Annotated in this window: 15 protein-coding genes; 8 read left to right on the plus strand and 7 right to left on the minus strand. The window is 73.4% G+C overall.

From position 1 onward, the window contains the following. Positions 1 to 24: 24 nt before the first annotated feature. On the minus strand, positions 25 to 5,022 hold the full coding sequence (locus ACZ7HQ_RS05935) for an ATP-dependent helicase (protein WP_470985278.1): 4,998 nt from the start codon (positions 5,020 to 5,022) through the stop codon (positions 25 to 27). A gap of 107 nt (positions 5,023 to 5,129) precedes the next feature. Between ACZ7HQ_RS05935 and ACZ7HQ_RS05940 the strand changes: the two genes are divergently transcribed. From ACZ7HQ_RS05940 to ACZ7HQ_RS05950, 3 genes are read left to right on the plus strand one after another with little or no spacing between them, the layout of a single operon-like run. After that, positions 5,130 to 6,056: an AraC family transcriptional regulator gene (locus tag ACZ7HQ_RS05940; RefSeq protein ID WP_470985281.1), complete on the plus strand. Its 927-nt coding sequence runs from the start codon at positions 5,130 to 5,132 to the stop codon at positions 6,054 to 6,056. Between the two features lie 23 nt (positions 6,057 to 6,079). After that, positions 6,080 to 6,856, plus strand: coding sequence for an AzlC family ABC transporter permease (locus tag ACZ7HQ_RS05945; RefSeq protein ID WP_470985284.1), 777 nt, complete (start codon positions 6,080 to 6,082; stop codon positions 6,854 to 6,856). Further along, a complete protein-coding gene (locus tag ACZ7HQ_RS05950) occupies positions 6,853 to 7,161 on the plus strand; it encodes an AzlD domain-containing protein (RefSeq protein WP_470985287.1) in 309 nt (102 codons plus the stop codon). The genes ACZ7HQ_RS05945 and ACZ7HQ_RS05950 overlap by 4 nt, the downstream gene beginning before the upstream one ends. A gap of 158 nt (positions 7,162 to 7,319) precedes the next feature. Here the strand turns inward: ACZ7HQ_RS05950 and ACZ7HQ_RS05955 are convergent, their stop codons facing one another. Further along, positions 7,320 to 8,264: a hypothetical protein gene (locus ACZ7HQ_RS05955; protein ID WP_470985290.1), complete on the minus strand. Its 945-nt coding sequence runs from the start codon at positions 8,262 to 8,264 to the stop codon at positions 7,320 to 7,322. Between the two features lie 80 nt (positions 8,265 to 8,344). Between ACZ7HQ_RS05955 and ACZ7HQ_RS05960 the strand changes: the two genes are divergently transcribed. Both ACZ7HQ_RS05960 and ACZ7HQ_RS05965 read left to right on the plus strand, forming a co-directional pair. Then, positions 8,345 to 8,539 (plus strand): DUF3046 domain-containing protein, encoded by a 195-nt coding sequence (locus tag ACZ7HQ_RS05960; RefSeq protein ID WP_470985292.1) that lies wholly within the window; start codon positions 8,345 to 8,347, stop codon positions 8,537 to 8,539. A 123-nt stretch (positions 8,540 to 8,662) separates the two neighbouring features. Then, on the plus strand, positions 8,663 to 9,910 hold the full coding sequence (locus ACZ7HQ_RS05965; protein ID WP_470985296.1) for an AI-2E family transporter: 1,248 nt from the start codon (positions 8,663 to 8,665) through the stop codon (positions 9,908 to 9,910). Positions 9,911 to 9,969: 59 nt separating this feature from the next. On the opposite strand, the gene ACZ7HQ_RS05970 is transcribed toward ACZ7HQ_RS05965, so the two are convergent. Next, on the minus strand, positions 9,970 to 10,713 hold the full coding sequence (locus tag ACZ7HQ_RS05970; protein ID WP_470985298.1) for a hypothetical protein: 744 nt from the start codon (positions 10,711 to 10,713) through the stop codon (positions 9,970 to 9,972). A 314-nt stretch (positions 10,714 to 11,027) separates the two neighbouring features. Between ACZ7HQ_RS05970 and recA the strand changes: the two genes are divergently transcribed. The 3 genes from recA (at position 11,028) to ACZ7HQ_RS05985 (ending at position 15,761) form a co-directional block, all read left to right on the plus strand. Continuing rightward, positions 11,028 to 12,152: a recombinase RecA gene (gene recA / locus ACZ7HQ_RS05975; protein WP_470985301.1), complete on the plus strand. Its 1,125-nt coding sequence runs from the start codon at positions 11,028 to 11,030 to the stop codon at positions 12,150 to 12,152. A gap of 2 nt (positions 12,153 to 12,154) precedes the next feature. Next, the gene (gene recX / locus ACZ7HQ_RS05980) at positions 12,155 to 13,015 is read left to right on the plus strand and encodes a recombination regulator RecX (protein ID WP_470985304.1); all 861 of its coding nucleotides are present in this window, start codon (positions 12,155 to 12,157) and stop codon (positions 13,013 to 13,015) included. A 217-nt stretch (positions 13,016 to 13,232) separates the two neighbouring features. After that, positions 13,233 to 15,761: an ABC transporter permease gene (locus tag ACZ7HQ_RS05985; protein ID WP_470985305.1), complete on the plus strand. Its 2,529-nt coding sequence runs from the start codon at positions 13,233 to 13,235 to the stop codon at positions 15,759 to 15,761. 27 nt (positions 15,762 to 15,788) lie between these two features. On the opposite strand, the gene ACZ7HQ_RS05990 is transcribed toward ACZ7HQ_RS05985, so the two are convergent. From ACZ7HQ_RS05990 to ACZ7HQ_RS06005, 4 genes are all read right to left on the minus strand, one after another. Continuing rightward, complete coding sequence (locus tag ACZ7HQ_RS05990) at positions 15,789 to 16,202, minus strand: rhodanese-like domain-containing protein (protein ID WP_470985307.1); 414 nt, start codon at positions 16,200 to 16,202, stop codon at positions 15,789 to 15,791. Next, a complete protein-coding gene (locus tag ACZ7HQ_RS05995; protein ID WP_470985310.1) occupies positions 16,199 to 16,711 on the minus strand; it encodes a cupin domain-containing protein in 513 nt (170 codons plus the stop codon). The genes ACZ7HQ_RS05990 and ACZ7HQ_RS05995 overlap by 4 nt, the downstream gene beginning before the upstream one ends. A 90-nt stretch (positions 16,712 to 16,801) precedes the next feature. Further along, positions 16,802 to 16,888, minus strand: coding sequence for a putative leader peptide (locus ACZ7HQ_RS06000; RefSeq protein ID WP_310875732.1), 87 nt, complete (start codon positions 16,886 to 16,888; stop codon positions 16,802 to 16,804). Positions 16,889 to 16,987: 99 nt separating this feature from the next. Next, complete coding sequence (locus tag ACZ7HQ_RS06005) at positions 16,988 to 18,601, minus strand: FAD-dependent monooxygenase (protein WP_470985311.1); 1,614 nt, start codon at positions 18,599 to 18,601, stop codon at positions 16,988 to 16,990. Between the last annotated feature and the right edge of the window lie 176 nt (positions 18,602 to 18,777).

Here is an 18,777-nt window from a genome sequence, read left to right on the forward strand (position 1 = left end):
CGCGGTGCCCCGCGCCTCTTCGGGTCACGGTCTCAGGCGCAGGCCGCGGGGGGTGGCCACGAAGCCCGCCGCCTCGAGGAGGGCGCCTGCCGGCGAGGTCAGGGCCTGGGCGCCGTTGATCCGTTCGACCGTGACCGTGCCGAGGGAGCCCGCGCGGGCCGCCGCGGCCAGGGCATCCGCGGCCGTGCGCAGCCGGGGGTCGTCCGGCGCCGCGGTGTCCGGGCCGGCGGGCCAGGCCAGCAGCGTCTTGCCGCCGCGCTCCATGTACAGCGTCAGCTCACCCTCGACCAGGACGACCAGCGAGCCCGCCTTGCGGCCCGGCTTGTGCCCGGCACCGGTCGGTGGCTCGGGCCAGGAGAGGGCCGCGCCGTAGGCGTTGGCGGGGTCGGCCGCGGCGAGGACCACGGCACGGGCGTCGGGGGAGGACCTGCTCGTACGACCGCTGCCGTACCCCCGGTTCGCCGGTGAGCCGTAGGCGCCCGGGCCGCCTCCGCGGGGGCCGCCGTAGCCGGGGGAGGCGAAGGGGTCGGCGAGGTCGCGGGGGGAGACGTAGTCGCCGGGGGCGGCCGGCGGGTCCGCGGGTGGCCAGGTGAAGTCGCCGTCGAGGCCGGGGTGCGCGAAGCCGCCGTCGGCTCCGTCGAAGGCGCCGGGGAGCGCGTGGTCGTGCGGTGAGCCGTCGGTCGCACCGAAGCCGTCGGAGAAGGCCGGACCGGTGAAGTCGCTCGGCAGGCCCGGCGCGGCGAAGCCGTCCTGGCGGGCGGACGCGGTCAGGCTCTCGCCGCGGTCCCGGGCGTTGGACACCGCGCGAAGCCGGTCCACCGCGCCGTCCATGGCGAACTGGGCCGCACCCAGGCCCTCGACCACATACCCGCGCCGCGCCTGGCCGCTCTCCTCGAACACGGACAGCACGCGGTACACCGCCGAGAAGCCGCCCTCGATCCCCTCCGCGGCGACCGCCCCGCGGGTGACCACGCCGTGCCGGTCCAGGAGGGTGCGCGCCAGTGCGTGGGCGCGCACGGTGGCGTCCGGTTCGGCCGCGGGGAGCAGGGACCAGCGGCCGGCGACGGTCGGCGGGCCCGTACGCGACGCCGTCCGCGCGGCGGCCGTCAGGGAGCCGTAGCGCCCGCGGGGGACACTGCGCTTGGCGCGGTGGGCCGTGGAGCCCGCCGTACGACCGGATCCCAGGAGTGCGCGCATCGGCGCGAGGGTGTCGTTGGTGAGCCGGCCCGACCAGGCCAGGTCCCAGAGCGCGTCGGCCAGTTGGGGGTCGGTGGCGTCGGGGTGGGTGGTGGCACGGACCTGGTCGGCGATCTGACGGAAGAACAGGCCGTAGCCACCGGAGAGCGTGTCCAGGACGGACTGGTGGAGCGCGGTCAGCTCCAGGGGGTGGGCCGGCGGGAGCAGCAGGGGGGCCGCGTCCGCCAGATAGAGGGAGACCCAGCCGTCCTTGCCGGGCAGAGCACCCGCGCCGGCCCACACCACTTCACCCGCGGCGGTCAGCTCGTCGAGCATCGAGGGCGTGTAGTTCGCCACGCGGGAGGGCAGGACCAGCTTCTCCAGCGCGGAGGCGGGCACGGAGGCGCCCTGCAACTGCTCGACGGCGCGCACCAGTCCGTCGATGCCGCGCAGGCCGTGACCCTTGCCGATGTGCTGCCACTGCGGCAGGAACTGGGCCAGCGCGGCCGGCGGCACGGGCTCCAGCTCATGCCGCAGAGCCGCCAGGGAACGGCGGCGCAGGCGGCGCAGTACGGCCGCGTCGCACCACTCCTGACCGATGCCCGCAGGATGGAACTCACCCTGGACGACCCGGCCGGTCCCGGCGAGCCGCTGCAGGGCGCCCTCGGTGACCGCCACACCGAGGCCGAAGCGGGCCGCCGCCGTGGCCGACGTGAACGGGCCGTGCGTGCGCGCATACCGGGCGAGGAGATCGCCCAGTGGGTCCTTGACCGGCTCGGTGAAGGCCTCGGGCACCCCGACCGGCAGTGCCGTGCCGAGCGCGTCGCGCAGCCGGCCCGCGTCCTCGACCGCCGCCCAGTGGTCGGCGCCGGCGATCCGGACCTTGATGGCCCGGCGCGCGCCGGCCAGCTCCCGCGCCCACTGCGCGTCCGCGCCCCGCGCGACCAGTTCGGCGTCGGTCAGCGGACCGAGCAGCCGCAGCACGTCCGCCACAGCCTCCACGTCCTTGATCCGGCGGTCCTCGGTGAGCCACTGCAGCTCGCGCTCCAGCTCGGTCAGCACGTCGGCGTCGAGCAGTTCGCGCAGCTCAGCCTGGCCCAGCAGCTCGGCCAGCAGCCGCGAGTCCAGGGAGAGTGCGGCGGCGCGGCGCTCGGCGAGCGGGGAGTCGCCCTCGTACAGGAACTGGGCGACGTAACCGAACAGGAGGGAGCGGGCGAACGGGGACGGCTCCGGGGTGGTGACCTCGACCAGGCGCACCTTGCGGGACTCGATGTCGCCCATCAGCTCGACGAGCCCGGGGACGTCGAAGACGTCCTGGAGGCATTCGCGGACCGCTTCCAGAACGATGGGGAACGAACCGAACTCGCTCGCCACCTGCAGCAGTTGAGCCGCGCGCTGACGCTGCTGCCACAGCGGGGTGCGCTTGCCGGGGTTGCGGCGCGGCAGCAGCAGCGCGCGGGCGGCGCACTCGCGGAACCGGGCGGCGAACAGGGCGGAGCCGCCGACCTGGTCGGTGACCGTCTGGTCGACCTCGCCCTTGTCGAAGGCGACGTCCGCCGCTCCGACCGGTGCCTGCTCGCTGTCGTACTCCGTGCCGGCCTTCGACGGAGCCTGGTCGAGCAGGTCCAGGCCCATCAGATCGGCGTCGGGCAGGCGCAGCACGATGCCGTCGTCGGCGTGCATGACCTGCGCGTCCATGCCGTACCGCTCGGACAGGCGGGCGCCGAGCGCGAGGGCCCAGGGGGCGTGGACCTGGGCGCCGAAGGGGGAGTGGACGACGACGCGCCAGTCGCCCAGCTCGTCGCGGAAGCGCTCCACGACGATCGTGCGGTCGTCCGGGACGTGGCCGCAGGCCTCGCGCTGCTCGTCCAGGTACGACAGGACGTTGTCCGCCGCCCAGGCGTCCAGGCCCGCCGCCAGCAGGCGCAGCCGGGCGTCGTCCTTGCGGAGCGAGCCGACCTCGCGCAGGAACGCGCCCACCGCGCGGCCCAGTTCGAGCGGGCGGCCGAGCTGGTCGCCCTTCCAGAACGGGAGCCGGCCGGGCACGCCGGGCGCGGGGGAGACCAGGACCCGGTCGCGGGTGATGTCCTCGATGCGCCAGGAACTCGTGCCCAGCGTGAAGACGTCGCCCACGCGGGACTCGTACACCATCTCCTCGTCCAGCTCACCGACCCGGCCGCCGCCCTTCTTGGGGTCGGAACCGGCGAGGAAGACACCGAAGAGGCCACGGTCGGGAATCGTGCCGCCGGAGGTGACGGCGAGGCGCTGGGCGCCCGGGCGGCCGGTGATCTCGCCGGTCACGCGGTCCCACACCACGCGTGGGCGCAGCTCGGCGAACGCGTCCGACGGATAGCGGCCCGCGAGCATGTCGAGGACCGCCGTGAACGCCGACTCGGGCAGCGACGCGAACGGGGCCGCACGGCGGACCGCGGCGAGCAGGTCGTCGAACTGCCAGGTGTCCAGCGCCGTCATGGCGACCAGCTGCTGCGCGAGCACGTCCAGCGGGTTCGCGGGCACCCTCAGGGACTCGATCGAACCCGAGCGCATCCGCTCGGTGACCACGGCCGCCTGGACGAGGTCTCCGCGGTACTTGGGGAAGACGACACCGGTGGAGACGGCGCCCACCTGGTGTCCGGCGCGGCCGACGCGCTGCAGCCCGGAGGCGACCGAGGGCGGGGACTCGACCTGCACGACCAGGTCGACAGCGCCCATGTCGATGCCCAGCTCCAGGCTGGACGTGGCGACCACGGCGGGCAGCCGGCCCGCCTTCAGATCCTCCTCGACCAGGGCGCGCTGCTCCTTGGAGACCGAGCCGTGGTGCGCGCGGGCGATCACCGGGGGCGCACCCTGGGCCGCGCCCGAGCCGCCCATCAGCTCGGCCGGGGAGTGGTGCTCGTCCAGGGGCTCGCCGGTCGCCCGCTCGTAGGCGATCTCGTTGAGCCGGTTGCACAGCCGCTCGGCCAGGCGCCGGGAGTTGGCGAACACGATCGTGGAGCGGTGGGACTGGACCAGGTCGGCGATCCGCTCCTCCACATGCGGCCAGATCGACGGCCGCTCCGCGCCCTCGCCCGCGTCGGCCGCGGGGGCGCCGCCCAGCTCGCCCATGTCCTCGACCGGGACGACCACGGACAGGTCGAACTCCTTGCCGGACTCCGGCTGGACGATCTCCACCTTGCGGCGCGGCGAGAGATAGCGGGCCACCTCGTCCACCGGGCGGACGGTCGCCGACAGGCCGATCCGCCGGGCGGGCTTCGGCAACAGCTCGTCCAGCCGCTCCAGGGAGAGCGCGAGATGGGCGCCGCGCTTGGTGCCCGCGACGGCGTGCACCTCGTCGAGGATCACCGTCTCCACGCCCGTCAGCGCGTCACGCGTGGCCGAGGTCAGCATCAGGAACAGCGACTCGGGGGTCGTGATCAGGATGTCCGGGGGGCGGGTGGACAGGGCGCGCCGCTCGGCCGCCGGGGTGTCGCCGGAGCGGATGCCGACCCTGATCTCGGGCTCGGGCAGGCCGAGGCGCATGGACTCCTGCCGGATGCCGGTGAGCGGGCTGCGCAGATTCCGCTCGACGTCGACCGCGAGGGCCTTCAGCGGGGACACGTAGAGAACCCGGCAGCGCTTCTTCGGGTCGGCCGGGGGCGGGGTCGAGGCCAGCTGGTCCAGGGCGGCGAGGAACGCGGCCAGCGTCTTGCCCGATCCGGTCGGGGCCACCACCAGCACGTCCGAACCCGCGCCGATGGCCTGCCACGCGCCGGCCTGGGCCGCGGTGGGCGCGGAGAACGCCCCCGTGAACCAGCCGCGGGTCGCGGGGGAGAAGCCGTCGAGGGCTCGGTGTGCGGAGCTGACCATGCGTCCATCCTGCACCCGGCCACTGACAATCGCGCTGACCTGGGCAAACGTCGTGCGCTGGGGAGGGGAAGGGGCCGGTCGTGGGCGGTGGGGCGGAGAATGGGCGTATGGCGGGCGGAGCGGGGTGGAGCGGCGAACGGACCGGTGGGGGGACGGGCGGGGACCGGCCGGTGGAGCGGGCGCGGCACTGGCAGTACGACGACCTGCCGGGCGTGGACCTGCTACGCGCCCGGTACATCCGCAAGACCTTCGCCCGGCACACCCATGAGCACTTCGTCATCGCGGCCATAGCCGACGGCGTCGAGGTCTTCCACCACCGCGGCTCCGACGTCTCCGCGGGCGCGGGAGCCCTCGCGCTGGTCAATCCGGACACCCCGCACACCGGCCGCGCCGGCGTCCCCGAGGGCTGGCGGTACGGCGCGCTCTACCCCTCGCCCGAGGTGGTGGCCGCGATCGCCGCCGAGACCACCACCATCCGGGGCGCGCCCGGCTTTGTCAGCCCCGTGCTCGACGACCCTCGCGCCGTACGCCTCGTCCACCGCGTGCTCCGTGCCGCGGACGAGGGGAACGCACTCGCCGCCGACACGCTGCTGCGGGTCGCGGTCACCAGGCTGCTGCGGCTGAACGGCGGCCCGCTGCCGCCCCGGCCGGTCCGCACGGCCGGGGCCGGCGTCGCCGCACGCGCGCGTGACGCGCTGGCCGAGCGGATGGCCGAGCCGCCGACCCTGGAACGGCTGGCCACCGACCTCGGCACCAGCCCGTTCGCGCTGCTGCGCGCGTTCCGTGACACCTACGGCATGCCGCCGCACACGTGGCTGACCGACGCCCGGGTACGCCGCGCGCGGCTCCTGCTGGACGCGGGCACCCCCCTCGCCGAGGCGGCCGTCGCCGTCGGTTTCACCGACCAGCCCCACCTCAACCGGCACTTCACGCGGATCGTCGGTGTGCCCCCCGGGGCCTACCAGCGCGAGCGCAGGAACACGGGCGCCTCCGGGAGCGGACGCGGGCGCAAGAACGTACAAGACCCGGGCTGAGAGCCGCCCGTACCGTCCGGGGCGTGGCACAGCGGACAGCACTCGCGGACATGACCGCCGACGGCGCGGACAGGCCCGACCGGACCGTCGTACGGGACGCCCTCGGAGTCGGCGTCGCCGTGGGCCTGTCCGGATTCGCCTTCGGGGTGACCTCGGCCGGCAGCGGACTCGGACTGCTCCAGACCTGCGCGCTCAGTCTCCTGGTCTTCACCGGCGCCTCCCAGTTCGCCCTGGTCGGAGCGCTCGCCGCCGGAGGCAGTCCGTTCACGGCGGCCGCCGGTGCCTTCTTCCTCGGCGTCCGCAACGCCTTCTACGGGCTGCGGCTGTCGCAGCTGCTCGTCCTCCCGCGCGCGGTACGGCCGCTGGCCGCCCAGTGGGTGATCGACGAGACCACGGCGGTCACCCTGGCACAGCCGACCCGGCGGGCCCGGCGCATCGGCTTCACCGTCACCGGGCTCACGCTGTACGTCCTCTGGAATTTCACCACGCTGCTCGGCGCGCTCGGTGCCAAGGCCATCGGCGACACGCGCGCGTGGGGCCTGGACGCGGCAGGGCCCGCCGTGTTCCTGGCGCTGCTCGCGCCGATGCTGCGGACGACCACCGAGCGTGCGGTAGCGGCCTTGGCGGTCCTTCTGGGCCTTGGCCTGCTGCCCGCGCTCCCGGCCGGCGTTCCGGTGCTGGTGGCTGCTCTGGCGGCACCGATCACCCTCGTCGCCGAGGGCCGCCGAAGGGGGCGCGGCCGACCGGGCGACCCAACGGACGGATCGCCCGGCGGCGCCGGAGCGGAGGAGCACCGGTGAACACCTGGATCGCGATCGGCTTGACCGCCCTCGGCTGCTACGCCGTCAAGCTCGCCGGGCTGCTGGTGCCCGCGGGCGCCATGGAGCGGCCGTGGGTACGGCGGCTCGCCGCCCTGCTGCCCGTCGCCCTGCTGGCGGCGCTCACGGCTCAGCAGACGTTCGCCGACGGGCACGCGCTCGTGCTGGACGCACGGGTCGCGGGGCTCGGCGCGGCCGCCGTGGCGCTGGTGCTGCGCGCACCGTTCCTGCTGGTCGTCGCGGCGGCCGTGGTGGTGACAGCGGGCGTACGGGCCCTTGGCGGGTGAGGTGACGCGTGACCGACGCGGGCCGGCAGGGCACACACGGCCGGTCCGCGCGCGGGCCGGTCCGAGCTCGTAGCGGTCCGAGCACGTACCGGCCCGCGCGCGTACGGGTACGCTTCGGCCGCCGTGTGCGGCACGATCAACCGCCGCGCGGCACTGGCTCAGCCCACGAAACGGCCGTAGGCCCGCAGTGTGCGCAGCGCCTCGATCGTCACCAGGGGGCGGGACTCCAGCGCGGGGGCCGGCGCCCACTGCCGCCATCGGACCGGCCAGCCGCCGTCGTCCTGCTGCTCGGCGGCCAGGTGGTCCAGGGACCGTGCCATCTCGTCGTCCGTGAACCACGCGCGCGCGACCGACTCCGGACTCCTGGCGAAGTCGTGCGGGAAGTGGTGCTCGCCGGGGGCGTAGCCGGACGCGACCGGATACGCGTCGAGCCGGTCCGGGTCCAGTGCCGCGAGGCGTTGCTCCCGCACCAGGCGCCCGAGCCGGTCCGCGGCGGCCTCCGCGCGCGAACGGTCGGGAGCGGAGTCCAGGAACGCCACGGCGGCCTCCACCTCGTACGGGTGGGACTTCTCCAGGGACTCCACCGCCTGCCAGCAGAAGTCGGTGGCCCGGAACAGCCAGGCGTGCCACACCTCGTTGCGGTGCAGCAGCCCGACCACCGGTCCGGTGGCGAGCAGCTCGCTGGGAGGATCGTCGACGACCGTGACGAACGGCGCCACCGGATACCCGCGCTGGCTGGGATGGACGGCCGGCAGGGCGCCGTCCGCGGTGGAGACCGCGGTCAGATAGCGGCACACGCGCTCCACCCGCTGCCCGCCGCAGCGCCCGACGGCATCGAGGACGCGCAAGGCGTGCGCGGTGTGCAGGGGCTGACTCACGGGGCCGCGCAGGTCCGGTTCCAGCGCGTGCCCGTACCCGCCGTCCTCGTTGCGGTAGGCGTCCAGGGCCGCTTCCACGGCGTCCGGGGTGCCGTGCAGGAAGTGGTGAGCGAAGAGGCGCTGCTCCAGCACGCGCGCGGTGAGCCACACGAACTGCTCGGCGCGGAAGAGCGGGGAACGCGCCGGGGGCGTGGAGGGGAGTGGGGAAGCTCCGGTTTCGGCCATGCGTCAGACCGTAGGGCGGAAAGCGGTCTCGGCAAGCGCTCCCGGCCGGGGCCCACCCCCAGGGGCGGGATACTGGAGTCATGCGGTTGACGGTCTTCTGGCAGCGGATGGCGGAACACTTCGGTCCGGGGTACGCCGACACCTTCGCGCGCGATCACGTCATGTCGGAGCTGGGCGGGCGCACGGTGCACGAGGCGCTGGACGCCGGCTGGGACGCGAAGGACGTGTGGCGTGTGGTCTGCACGGTCATGGGCGTGCCCGGCGAGCGGCGCTGAGGCGCTCAGCGGCTGCCCGAAACGACCCGATCATCCCTGAAGGGGTTGGGCCCTACGGCACCGATCGGTCACGAAGATCGCAGGTGGACGCCGGTTGTCGGCGGTGTGGGCGAGACTGGGCGCGTGGCACCCACTGACGAGACCAACGAGCCGCTGCCCCGGCAAGCGGCACCGACCGGTACGACCCCGCCGGACCGGCCCCCGGCCCCCGGCGCCGTCGCTCCGGGCGGCCGCATGCCGCGCTGGCTGCCGCGCGCCATGGTGCTCGCGCTCGCGCTGATCGCCGCGTTCCAGCTCGGCAGCTGGGCCTTCCACCAGCTGACCGGGCTGTTGATCAACATATTGATCGCGTTCTTCCTGGCTCTCGCGATAGAGCCCGCGGTGAGCCGGATGGCCGCCCGCGGCATGCGTCGGGGGCTCGCCACCTTCCTGGTCTTCCTCGGGTTGACGATCGTCACCGCCGGGTTCGTCACGTTGCTCGGCTCCATGCTGGCCGGGCAGATCATCAAGATGGTCGAGGGCTTCCCGGCCTACCTTGACTCGCTCATCAACTGGATCAATGACACCTTCCACATGGAGCTCCGGCGGGTGGACATCCAGGAGGGCCTGCTCCACTCCAACTGGCTGCGCAAGTACGCGCAGAACAGCGCCGCCGGTGTCCTGGACGTCTCCGCTCAGGTACTCGGCGGCCTGTTCCAGCTGCTGACGGTGGGGCTGTTCTCGTTCTACTTCGCCGCCGACGGCCCCCGGCTGCGCCGTGCGCTGTGCTCCGTCCTGCCGCCCGCCCGCCAGGCCGAGGTACTGCGCGCCTGGGAGATCGCCGTCGACAAGACGGGCGGCTATCTCTACTCGCGCGGCCTGATGGCGCTCATCTCCGGCATCGCCCACTACATCCTGCTCCAGTCCCTGGGCGTGCCGTACGCGCCCGTGCTCGGCGTCTGGGTGGGCCTGGTGTCGCAGTTCATCCCGACCATCGGCACCTACCTCGCGGGGGCGCTGCCGATGCTGATCGCGTTCACCGTCGAACCCTGGTACGCGGTGTGGGTGCTGGTCTTCGTCGTGATCTACCAGCAGTTCGAGAACTACATGCTCCAGCCCAAGCTGACGGCCAAGACGGTCGACATCCACCCGGCGGTCGCCTTCGGCTCCGTCATCGCGGGCACCGCGCTGCTGGGCGCCGTCGGCGCGCTGATCGCCATCCCGGCGGTTGCCACGCTCCAGGCCTTCCTCGGCGCCTATGTGAAGCGGTACACCGTCATGGACGACCCCAGGGTGCACGGGCACCGCAGCCGGGGGCCGGGCGGCCCCGGGATGCTGGCGCGCATACGCCGACTGCGGGCCGGGCAGCCGGAGGCGACGGAGGAGGCGTAGGGCCGACGGGCTCTCAGGAGCCCAGGAGCCCAGGAGCCGGTGTCGCCCCGTTTCTGTCTTCAGTACGTCAGCACCGTCCACACTCCCGCACCGGCGACCGCAGCCGTGTAACAGCAAGTCGCCGTGGCCACGATCCGCCGGCGTGTCCGTTCGCTCCAGGGTGAGAGGGACAGCAGCCGGGCCAGCGCGGGCAGGACGAGCACGGCGTGCAGGCTCACGCCGTGCAAGGGCTTGAACGGAGCCGTCGAGTGGTAGGCGGCTTCCTGGTGGCCGGTCCGAGTCAGCACGACCCCGCGCGCGATCATCGCCGCCCCGGAGGCCAGCGCCACCAGCAGGATCGCGAACCCTGAGCGGACCGCGAGCGGCATGCCGGCGGGGCCCGCCGGACGGTACCGGAACGACGCGACGGCGAAGACCGTGAGCAGCGCGACCAGGACACCGCCGCCCACCGCGAGCGTCATGGACACCGCAGTGTCGAAGCGGGTCTCCATGTTCAGGTGTGAGGGCACCCGGCGCCACGCCTGAAGGGTGATCCCACCAGCCTCCATCACGCAGTCGGCGGCGAAGACCAGCAGCAGGGCCGAGCGCAGTCGCGGGCCGATGCGCAGGTACGACGTGACCCAGGTGATCGCCATCAAGGTGAGCCCGAAGGAGAGCCCGAACGTGACGGGCTTGCGCCAGGAGACGGGGCCGTCCCACGGGCCGCCGTCGACCGCGAACACCACCAGGTGCACGAGACCCGACAGGACGAGGAGCAGCCCCGTCGCGTGACAGAGGCGGTCGACGACGCGGGGATTCTTCATGGGCCAAGGCTCCCGCGAGGGGCCAGGGCGGTCGTCGTCCGGCCGAAGGCACCCGCCGTACACCAGCGGGAGTAGCGGTGTCCGAGGCCGGCGGAGCCACTCCCGGATCACACGGGGGTGTACTTGACACAAAAATCGAACATCCATTCATATGGAGGCTCAGGCGAGGCTGGCGGCAGTGGATTTCATCCCGTTTTGCGGGGGGAAGTCCGTCGGTTATCCACAGGCTGGACCTGCGTCGGGGCGCATTGTCAGTGGCAGGCGTTAGCGTCTTTGACGTGAAGCGATCGACTCAAGCAAACCGGGTGGAACCCATGGCAGGAACCGACCGCGAGAAGGCGCTCGACGCCGCGCTCGCACAGATTGAACGGCAATTCGGCAAGGGCGCGGTCATGCGCATGGGCGAGCGGTCGAAGGAGCCCATCGAGGTCATCCCGACCGGGTCGACCGCACTCGACGTCGCCCTCGGCGTCGGTGGCCTGCCGCGCGGCCGTGTCGTCGAGATCTACGGCCCGGAGTCCTCGGGTAAGACGACCCTGACCCTGCACGCCGTGGCCAACGCCCAGAAGGCCGGCGGCCAGGTCGCCTTCGTGGACGCGGAGCACGCCCTCGACCCCGAGTACGCGCGCAAGCTCGGCGTCGACATCGACAACCTGATCCTCTCCCAGCCCGACAACGGCGAGCAGGCCCTGGAGATCGTGGACATGCTGGTCCGCTCCGGCGCCCTCGACCTGATCGTCATCGACTCCGTCGCCGCGCTCGTCCCGCGCGCGGAGATCGAGGGCGAGATGGGCGACAGCCACGTGGGTCTGCAGGCCCGTCTGATGAGCCAGGCCCTGCGGAAGATCACCAGTGCGCTCAACCAGTCCAAGACCACCGCCATCTTCATCAACCAGCTCCGCGAGAAGATCGGCGTGATGTTCGGCTCCCCGGAGACCACGACCGGTGGCCGCGCGCTGAAGTTCTACGCCTCGGTGCGTATCGACATCCGCCGCATCGAGACCCTGAAGGACGGCACGGAGGCGGTCGGCAACCGCACCCGCTGCAAGGTCGTCAAGAACAAGGTCGCGCCGCCCTTCAAGCAGGCCGAGTTCGACATCCTCTACGGCCAGGGCATCAGCCGTGAGGGCGGCCTGATCGACATGGGCGTGGAGCACGGCTTCGTCCGCAAGGCCGGCGCCTGGTACACGTACGAGGGCGACCAGCTCGGCCAGGGCAAGGAGAACGCGCGCAACTTCCTCAAGGACAACCCCGACCTGGCCAACGAGATCGAGAAGAAGATCAAGGAGAAGCTGGGCGTCGGTGTCCGGCCGGAGGAGCCCGCCGCCGAGCCGGGCGCGGACGCGGCGGTCACCGCTGCCGCCGACGACGCCAAGGCGGCGCCCGCCCCGGCGGCCGCCAAGGCCACCAAGCCCAAGGCCGCCGCAGCCAAGAGCTGACCGTGACACGACGAACCGACTGGGCCGAGTACGAGTACGCCACCCCCGGTGCCCCCCGGGGGAGGGGCACCGGCGGCTACCCGTCCTCCGTCCCGGGCGGTGACGACGGACACCGGGATGACGGACACGACGAGCACGCCGAGTACGGCGGAACCGGAGGGCGCGGGGACGACGGCGACGCCCACCCGGACGGCACGGGCGGCGAGCCGTACGGGAGCGGCTCGCCCGGCCGTGGCTCCGGCGGTGGCGTCGGCCCGCGGGGCGGCCGGGGGCGTGGCCGACGGCGGCGCGGCTTCGGGGACGCGCCCGGTGAGGACGAAGGCACCCCTTCCTCGTCGAGGGCCGAGCGGGGGGAGTCTTCAGGGGACCCGGCTGAGCGGGCACGGGCGATCTGCCTGCGCCTGCTCACCGGGACCCCGCGCACCCGCAAGCAACTCGCGGACGCACTGCGCAAACGGGAGATCCCCGAGGACGTGGCCGAGGAGGTGCTGTCACGGTTCGAGGAGGTCGGGCTGATCAACGACAGCGCGTTCGCGGACGCCTGGGTGGAGTCCCGGCACCACGGCCGGGGGCTCGCGCGCCGGGCCCTCGCCCAGGAGCTGCGCACCAAGGGGGTCGACTCGACACTGATCGACGAGGCCGTCTCCCAGCTCGACTCCGAGCAGGAGGAGACGACGGCCCGCGAACTCGTGGCCCGCAAACTGCGCGCCACCCGTGGCCTCGACCGCGACAAGCGGCTCCGCCGTCTCGCCGGCATGCTCGCCCGCAAGGGCTACCCCGAGGGCATGGCCCTACGCGTCGTCCGCCAGGCCCTGGAAGAGGAGGGCGAGGACACGGAGTTCCTCGGAGAAGGGGACTTCTGAGCCTGCGGAGCAGGGCAGTTCCGGATCGCGGGTCTCTCCGGGCTCCTGAAGGTCCTCGGTGGGGTTAACCCCCACCGAAGACGCCGGGCCACCGCAGTGCTCTCCCGGGCACCCACGGACGAACCTGTACGCACGCTCCGGACCACGGCACGCACCCTTGCCGAGGCCGGCCGCGTACGACCCCGGCCGACGCGTACAATAGAAGAGAGCCCGCCCGATGACACTGCGATACGCCCTACGGACAGTCCGCGCGCGAAAGGCGGGATTTCTCGGCGCTTTCCTCGCGCTGATGTGCGCGGCGGCTCTGATCACCGCCTGCGGGACCCTCCTGGACACCGGCCTGCGCGGCACCGTCCGCACCGAGCGCTACGCCGCCGCTCCCGTCGTGGTCTCCGGCGACCAGTACGTCCACCAGACCACCGTCAAGCACAAGAAGGGCAAGACCAAGGTCAAGCACAAGGCGAAGCCCATCGCCGAGCGTGCATGGCTCTCGGAGGGACTGCGCACCAGACTCTCCCACGTCCCCGGCGTGGCCCGGGTCGTACCCGAACTCACCTTCCTCGCCCAGCCGTTGACCCCGGCAGGCACCGGCGGCCGCACCGCCTACGGGCACGCCTGGCAGTCCGCCCCGTTGACGCCGTACCGGCTGACCGCCGGCAGCGCGCCCAGGTCCGACGACGAGCTGGTCATCGACAGCGACCTCGCGGCACGGTCCGGGCTGCGGCCGGGTGACCGGCTCACCGTGCAGTCCACGCGAGCCCCGCGTGGTTACCACATCACCGGTGTCGCCACCCCGGCCACCGTCGTACGCCACCAGACGTCCCTGTTCTTCTCGGCCGCCGAGGCCCGCCGGCTGGCCGCGCACCCGGGGCAGGTCAGCGCGTTCGGAGTGCTGCCGGCCAAGGGGACGGACCCCGAGCGGGTGCGGAACGCCGTGGCGCGGGCTCTGCACGGCGCCACCGCCCAGGTCAGCAGCGGAGCCGCCCGCGGGCCCGTCGAGTTCCTGGACGCGGCTGCCGCCCGCACCCGGCTGGTCAGCATGGGCGGTGCCATGGGCGGGACCTCGCTGCTGGTGGCGGTGCTCGTGGTCGTCGGCACCTTCGCGCTCACCGTGCAGCAGCGCCACCGCGAACTCGCCCTGCTCCGCGCCATCGCCGCCACATCCGGACAGATCCGCAGGCTGCTCGGCCGGGAGGCGCTGATCGTCGGCGCGGTGGCCGGCACCGTGGGAGCGCTGCTCGGGCTGCCGCTGGGAGGCTGGCTGTACTCCAGGTTCGTCGCCCTGGGCGCCGTACCCGACACGCTCGAGCACACCGGCGGTGTCTTCCCGCCGCTCGCCGCCCTCGCCGCCACCCTGCTCGGCGCCTGGGCCGCGGCCCGGATCGCCTCGCGCAGGATCGCCCGGATCCGCCCGGCCGAGGCTCTGGCCGAGGCCAGGACCGAGCGGACCCGGCCCGCCTGGGGGCGGATCGCCGCCGGACTGCTGCTGCTCGCCGGTGGAGCCGTCCTCGTCGTCGTCCTCACCTCCCTGCGCACCGAACCCGCCTCGACGCCCGTGACCTTCCTCGCCGTCGTCGTCCTGTGCACCTCCGTCGCCCTGCTCGGTCCGCTGCTGGTCAAGGCGGCTGCGCTGCTGCTCGCCGGCCCGCTCCGGCTCACCGGCCACGGCGGCCGCCTCGCCACCGCCAACCTGCGCGGCAACGCCGCCCGCATGGCCTCCGTCGTCACCCCCCTCACCCTGCTCATCGGCATGACCTGCACCGTGCTGTTCGTCCAGTCCACGCTCGGCGACGCGGCCCGCAGCCAGGTCCGGGACGGCGTCCGAGCCGACTGGGTCGTCGCCGCGCAGGGACCGGGTGTCCCCGCCGAGGCCGCACAACGGCTGCGCGCGGGGCACGACATCGTCACCGAGGTCGTCCGTACGACCGTCCGCGTCGGCCTCGACAAGTACCCCGCGCAGGGCGTCACCCCGGCGGGTCTGGCCCGCACCTGGGACCCGCAGGTCACCGCCGGCTCCCTCGACAGGCTCGGCCCCGGCACGGTCGCCGTCAGTCAACTGGCCGCGGACCAGCACCATGTGAAGCCCGGCAGCACCCTGAAACTCACCCTCGGTGACGGCACACCCGCCACGCTCACCGTCGCCGCCGTCTACGCCCGCGGTCTCGGCTTCGGTGACCTCACCTTCTCCCACGACCTCGTCGCCCGCCACGTCGACAACCCGCTCGCCTCCTCCGTCCTCGTCGGCACGACCCGTACACAGACACAACTCGCGACTACACTCCGTGAGTTCCCGGGGTTGCGGATTCTTTCGCCGGCCGACGCGGACGCCCTGCAGGCCGACCGGCAGCGGACGAACGCCGAGGTCAACTATCTCGCCATGGGGCTCGTGCTGGCCTTCACCGCCATCGCCGTCGTCAACACCCTCGCCATGTCCGTGGCGGAGCGTGTCCGGGAGTTCGCCCTGCTCCGCCTCGCCGGTGCGACCCGCCGCCAGGTGCTCCGCATGCTGCGCACCGAGGTGCTGTCCGTCCTGTTCCTCGCCACCTCGCTCGGCAGCGGGATCGCCCTCGCCGTGCTCACCGCGTTCAGCGTCGGGATGACGGGCCGGGCGGCGCCGGCGGTCACGCCCCTGCTCTACGCAGCCGTCGTCGGGATCGCCGGCCTGCTCGCGTTCGTGGCCAGTGCGCTCCCGGGGCGGGCGGCGCTCCGGGTGCGGGCGGTGACGGTGGCCACGGCGAAGGAGTAGGGGGCAGGTTCCCGGAGCAGCCCCGGATCAGGCGCTCGCCGGCTCCACCGGGAGTCCCTGCGCCCGCCACGCCTGGAAGCCGCCCACCAGGTCCGTTGCCCGGTGGAGGCCCAGTTGGTGCAGGGATGCGGCGGCGAGGCTGGAGGCGTAGCCCTCGTTGCAGATCACCACGACGCGCAGGTCGTGGCCGGTGGCCTCGGGGACGCGGTGGCTGCCCTGCGGATCGAGACGCCACTCCAGCTCGTTGCGCTCGATGACGAGGGCACCGGGAATCAGCCCGTCCCGCTCGCGCAGGGCGGCGTACCGGATGTCGACCAGCAGGGCCTCGCCCGTACGCGCCGCCTCGTGCGCCTCACGCGCCTCGATGCGCCGGTAGCCCGTGCGCACCCGCTCCAGCAACTCGTCGACGCCGACCGGAGGCTGGCGGATGGTGTCGCTCACTGCCAGTCCTCCGGGCGTTCGACCTGCTCCAGGCGCAGCACCTGGCCCGCGCGGCTGTAGCGGCGGATGCGCGGCAGCGGGGGGTAGTAGGCGTGGACGGAGATCGCGTGTCGGTCGCGGGACTCGTTGAGTACCTCGTGGACATGGTGGTGGCCGAAGGCGCGGCCTTCACCGACCGGCAGCCGGCGTGCGCGGTCGACGCCCCCGGCCAGTTCCAGGGTCTTCCAGCCGTCGGTGGGCAGCCGGGCGGCGAGCGAATACTCCTTCAGCTCACCGGAGGCCGTGAGGAACGCGCCGACCGAGTCGGCGTGGTCGTGCCAGCCGGTGCCGGTGCCGGGCGGCCAGCCGATCAGCCACGCCTCGCTGCCACCCGGTCCCTGAAGCCGCACCCAGGTGCGGCCTTCCGGGTCGAGCGGAAGGGAAGCGATCAGCTCGGCATCGGCGGCCGTGCGCCGTACGAAGTCGAGGAGGTCCGCCTGCGTGGGTGCCGAGCCGACGGCAGGGGACACGGAAGGAAGCGGGACAGACACGTACACACCGTCCTGAAGAGGGTTCGCGGAGCGGGCGCACGACGGCGCCCGGAAAGTGGGGAGGCGAATTCAGCAGGACGGGCGACACACGCAGCCCGCATAGCGGATGAGGTCCATATGGACCCTCCGCCACAGGCGCACGCAGGTGTCGGTCATGGTCCGGAGTACAGCATGTCGGTGCACTTCGGTCAACTCACTGTCACCATGTGGACGGAGGGTGAGGAAGCGCACAGTCGGCGCTCAGCCGGCGCGGAATCAGCGCATGCCGGAGCCGGCCTCCGCCTCCTCCTTCTCGTTCTCCCGCACCGCGCCGCCGAGCGTCGCCTCCGCCGCCGCGTACAGGTCGGCCGGGCGGACCCCGCTCAGCGCGGTGACCAGGTGACCGTCGGGGCGCACGAGCAGCACGCTGTGCGCCGGCGCACCCGGGTAGCTCTCGGCGACCAGCAGCTCGGCGGGGTGCGGCAGCGCGGCCACGGCGGCCGCGAGCCTGGGCATCACCCCGGCGGAGACCCAGTGCTTGCGGTCCCACACACCCGTGCCCGGCGCGATCAGGACGACGAGCAGGGCGCCGCGGCCCAGCCGGTCGCGCAGCTGTACGAAGGAACCGTCCTCCGCGGTGACCCGTACGTCGGTGACCTGCGCGCCGGGCGGGGTGCCGACCGGGATCTCGCCCTGCAGGTGCCGAGGCGCCAGCGGGGAGTCGGCGTACGCCCCCGGCGCACCGAGGGGCCCGCGCCCCAGATGACCGTCCGTGAGCAGCACGTCGTGGCCCCGGGCCGTGCCTGGGACCATCTGACGCAGGCCGCCGGAGCCCCGCAAGACCGGCAGGGCCTGGTCGGCGGCGCGCAGCCGGGCGGCGATCAGCGCGCGCCGCTCGGCCTGGTAGCTGTCCAGCAGTGCGTCGTACGGGCCGTGGTGCCAGGCCACGGCCAGCTTCCAGGCGAGGTTGTCGGCGTCCCGGAGGCCCTCGTCGAGCCCCTGGGTGCCGAGCGCGCCGAGCAGATGGGCCGCGTCCCCGGCGATCAGGACCCGGCCGACACGCCATCGGCGGGCCAGCCGGTGGTGCACTGTGTGGACACCGGTGTCGAGCAACTCGTACGCCGGGGTGGGGCCGTCGGTCCAGCCCGCGAGCGTCTCGCGGATCCGGGTCAGCACAACCTCGGGCGTGACCAGGTCCTTGCCCGGCGGCAGCAACCAGTCCAGGCGCCACACGCCGTCCGGGAGGGGGCGGGCGATCACCTCCCCGGCCGGGGGCCCGGACTGCCTCCACGGGGGCGCCCGGTGGAGCAACGCCCGGCCCTCCCACGGAAGTTCCGTGCGCAGCGCGGCGACCGCGTGCCGCTCCACCGCCGTACGGCCCGGGAAGCGGATGTCCTGGAGTTTGCGCACGGTGGAGCGGGGGCCGTCGCAGCCGACCAGGTAACTCCCGCGCCACCAGGTTCCCTGTGCCCCACGGGTGTGCGCGGTGATGCCGGAACGCTCCTGCTCGATCGCGTCCAGGCGGCTGTCCACAGCCGTCTTCACCAGGGGCTGGCCGGCGATGGCGGCGCGCAGGGCGCCCGTGACCACATGCTGGGCGATGTGCAGCGGGGCGGGGTCCGCCTCGCTGAAGGTGACCTCGCCCATCACCTGCTTGCGCCGAAGAGACCGCCATCCGGCCCAGCGCACGCCGAGCTCACCGAGCGCCACTCCGGTCAGCCGCTCCACCAGGGCAGCGGTGTCCTCGCGCAGGAGGACCGTGCGCGCCGGGCGGGGTTCGTCCTTGCCGGGCCCCTCGTCCAGTACGACGGACGGCACCTCCTGACGGGCCAGCGCCAGGGCGAGCACGAGCCCGACGGGCCCCGCTCCGACGATGATCACCGGGTCCACGGCGCGGCACCTCCTGCCCGTGACGATGCCCTGACGGAGACAAGTGAACAGGGAGGTGGAGCGGGGTGCACGATCACAGAACGTATGCAACCCATTGGCGGAGTATGCGTCAAGCGACCGGGGGCAGTGGCGATCAAGCCGCTGCCCCCGGGGGTCTCATGTCACCTGAATGAGCG

Source organism: Streptomyces sp. NPDC037290 (assembly GCF_055603245.1).